The sequence below is a fragment of the uncultured Acetatifactor sp. genome (assembly GCF_948601915.1).
Classification (GTDB): Bacteria; Bacillota; Clostridia; order Lachnospirales; family Lachnospiraceae; genus Acetatifactor.
Genome location: NZ_CAPDXS010000251.1, coordinates 1 through 2,963, shown reverse-complemented (window position 1 = coordinate 2,963; position 2,963 = coordinate 1). Strand labels below are relative to the sequence as shown.

Below are 2,963 nucleotides of genomic sequence, written 5' to 3'. Positions count from 1 at the left end.
AACCGGCCCGGACGGGCTTGACAAACAGCGGATAGCCCAGCGTTTCCCCTTCGGCCATAGCGACTGTGACGCCCATCCATCGTTCCAAAACAGCAGACCGGGGAACCTCCACCCTTGCAGCCTGGGCCAGCTTGTGGGCGCGGTCTTTGTCCATGCACAATGCCGAGGCCAGCACACCGCAGCCCACCAGCGGGACACCCGCCAGCTCAAAGAGGCCCTGCACCGTCCCGTCCTCTCCGTTCCGACCGTGGAGGACAGGGAACGCGGCGTCCAGGTGGATTGTCTGTATATCCCCCGGCCCAAACACCAGGAGGGCCGGGGCGCTCCGATCAGGGCGCATGACGGCAGGAACACAGGTTTCCGCATTATGCCAAGTGTCGCTTTCAATGCTGTCCACCGGGCCGGTGTAGTGGAACCAATCGCCCGCCTGGGAAATGCCCACCATCACCGGCTCATACCGGCTTTGAGCCATGTGCTGGAGAACGGCGGCGGCAGACTGGAGGGACACCCCGTACTCCGGGGAACAGCCGCCGAACAGGACGGCAATTTTCAACCTGCTCATTCTTCTCCCTGCCTTTCCGCCAGATATTCCTCCAGACACAGGCCCTTCTCATACATTTCTGTGGCCGCCTCCACCCCCACATAACGGTAATGCCAGACTTCCTCTGCCACGCCGGTGATTTCGGTTTTGCTCCCAGGATAACGGAAGATAAAACCGTACTTGTAGCTATTCTCCTGAAGCCAGAAGTAGAGGTCATAGGTGGCCCCATTGATGTCCACCGCCAGCCCGGCTTGGTGTTCGCTGTATCCGGGAACAGCCACCCACTGCTTTGCCAGTTCTTCCGCTTCACTCTTGGAGTGTCCCTCACTTTGATATTTGGCTATCTTGTCTTGAAAGAGCTTCTGCTGCTTGGCCTGGGTGCGATAGCCGGACACCACCATCGGGAGCTGATCCCAATTCCCCTCTTTGGCCGCTTCCAGCATCTCCATCAGGGGATCGTAGATGCGTTCATCCACTTTCTCCCCGCCAGCTACCTCCACCAGATTGATCTCGTAGTTTTCGGGGATAGCGTTTTCATAATTTACTAGCACAAGATTCCAGTCGATGTCACTGGCCGTTGGCTGTGTGTTTTCAGCCAACAGGTCAGCCAGCGCGTTGTCCTGTGCCTGGGGCGTAGTCGGGGCGGATGTGCCCCTTACCGGCGTTTCTTCATCGGGCGTTTTTTCACCAAACGATAGAAAGACATAGGCGCAAATGGCTACCACCAGCAGCGTCGCCACAATATCTCCCCAGGGAAACCGCTTCCGGCGACGCTTTTGACTGCGGCGCGGGTGGTCGTTACGGACTTGCATCATTTTTTCTTCCATCATAAAAAGCTCCTTTCAAACGTCGAGCAAAAGTGCCCCTGTCAGCATCTATTTTACTGGACAGAGGCACTTGGAGCTTTAATATAAAGTTGTTTATTTCCTAAGAAAATCCTAATATAATGGAGAGATTTAACTAATTTGTTTTTGATAGACGGGCCGCAGCCTTGTGTCAGACAGTACCATACCGCTCATGTTATGGCTGTCAACAGCAACCAGGAGCTGAAATGTGTGGGCTGTGTTGTTTTTGACCTTCAAATCCAGCCAGCCCTCGGACACCGCCGCGTCAATCCCCTGGGGAATACCGGGCATATTGAGATGGAGGTCGATCCCGTGGGTATGCTGTTCTGTGATAGTCAGCGGGGTATGCAGGAACAGCCAGTACAGAAAACTGCTCATCTGGCACAGCCCGCCCCCCGGCAGAAGCTGGAGCCGCCCGTCAGACAGAACATACCCATTTTTATAGGCTGTTTCCTGATCTGCGCCCCGCACAGCGTTCCAGAAGGAAAACGTCTCGCCGGGAGCAATGATGAGTTTATCAAGTACCTTTGCCGCCAGCTGGCAGTTGTAGGCCTTATTCTCCTGATAGGTCAGCTCATACCCGGTTTTGTGGTTGAACAGGGGCCAGCTGGTACGGAAAAGGGGGTGGGTCAGCAGGCGGTCCGAACGTGTTTCGGAATAGCGGTTATGGTCCAGCTTCATCCCCATATAGTAGCAGAATATCTTTTGTTTTTTCCGCAGCGGCAGCAGACACGGAAAAAACTGTGTCAACCGTTTTCTTCCCATAATGTGTTCCTTCCTGTTGTCAGTCTGACAGAGAAATGCTCCTGTCAGCATCATTCTACTGAACAGGAGCATGGAGTGCTTTAAGATGAAATTGATTCATTCCTAAGAAAATATAGAGATTTTCCTAATGTACCAGCGGCAGAGAAATTGTAAATGTAACAACATGGTTTTTGCTGGCTGCGCTGATTGTCCCGCCATGAAGAACCACGATCTCCTTGGCGATAGCCAAGCCCAGCCCTGTGCCGCCTGTGTCGGAGGAACGGGACTTGTCCGCCCGGTAGAACTTGTCAAAGAGGGATGCCAAAGCTTCGCTGGGAATATCCTCGCCGCTGTTCTGAAATTGAATGATGACCTCATGTTCTGACTTTTCTGCGGAGATGGTGATCTCGGTGCGGGGGTGGCTGTACGATGCCGCGTTTTTCAGAATGTTGCTGAATACCCGCGCCAGCTTTTCCGGGTCGGCCTCCACCGTCATATCCTCGGCCAAATGAAGCGCGACGGTATTTCCCCTGGGGGCAAAGACCGGGGACAATTCATCGGATAGCTGCACCAGCATATAGTATAGGTCGATCGTTTCCTTGGACAAGGTGATCTGCTGGGAATTGTACCGGGTGATCTCAAAAAACTCATTTATCATGGTTTCCAGCCGGTAAGCCTTTTCCAGCGCGATATGGACACGCTTGACCCGCTGTTCTGCAGGCATATCCGGCTCCTCCTCCAACAGATTGAGGTAGCCGATCACAGAGGTGAGGGGCGTGCGAATATCGTGGGCCAGATACATCACCAGCTCGTCCTTCCGCTGTTCCGCCAGG

General features: G+C 54.2%; 3 protein-coding genes and 1 pseudogene. All 4 read right to left on the bottom strand.

The annotated features are described in order from the left end of the window. A pseudogene (locus tag Q2B33_RS23670) lies at positions 1 to 562 on the bottom strand (D-alanine--(R)-lactate ligase); the annotation flags it as partial. Further along, positions 559 to 1,353 (bottom strand): M15 family metallopeptidase, encoded by a 795-nt coding sequence (locus Q2B33_RS23665; RefSeq protein ID WP_300805319.1) that lies wholly within the window; start codon positions 1,351 to 1,353, stop codon positions 559 to 561. The pseudogene Q2B33_RS23670 and the gene Q2B33_RS23665, both read right to left, overlap by 4 nt. 144 nt (positions 1,354 to 1,497) lie before the next feature. Further along, complete coding sequence (locus tag Q2B33_RS23660; protein WP_300805308.1) at positions 1,498 to 2,151, bottom strand: VanW family protein; 654 nt, start codon at positions 2,149 to 2,151, stop codon at positions 1,498 to 1,500. 124 nt (positions 2,152 to 2,275) lie between these two features. Then, on the bottom strand, positions 2,276 to 2,963 hold a 688-nt coding region (locus Q2B33_RS23655), incomplete at its 5' end, for a cell wall metabolism sensor histidine kinase WalK (RefSeq protein WP_300914313.1).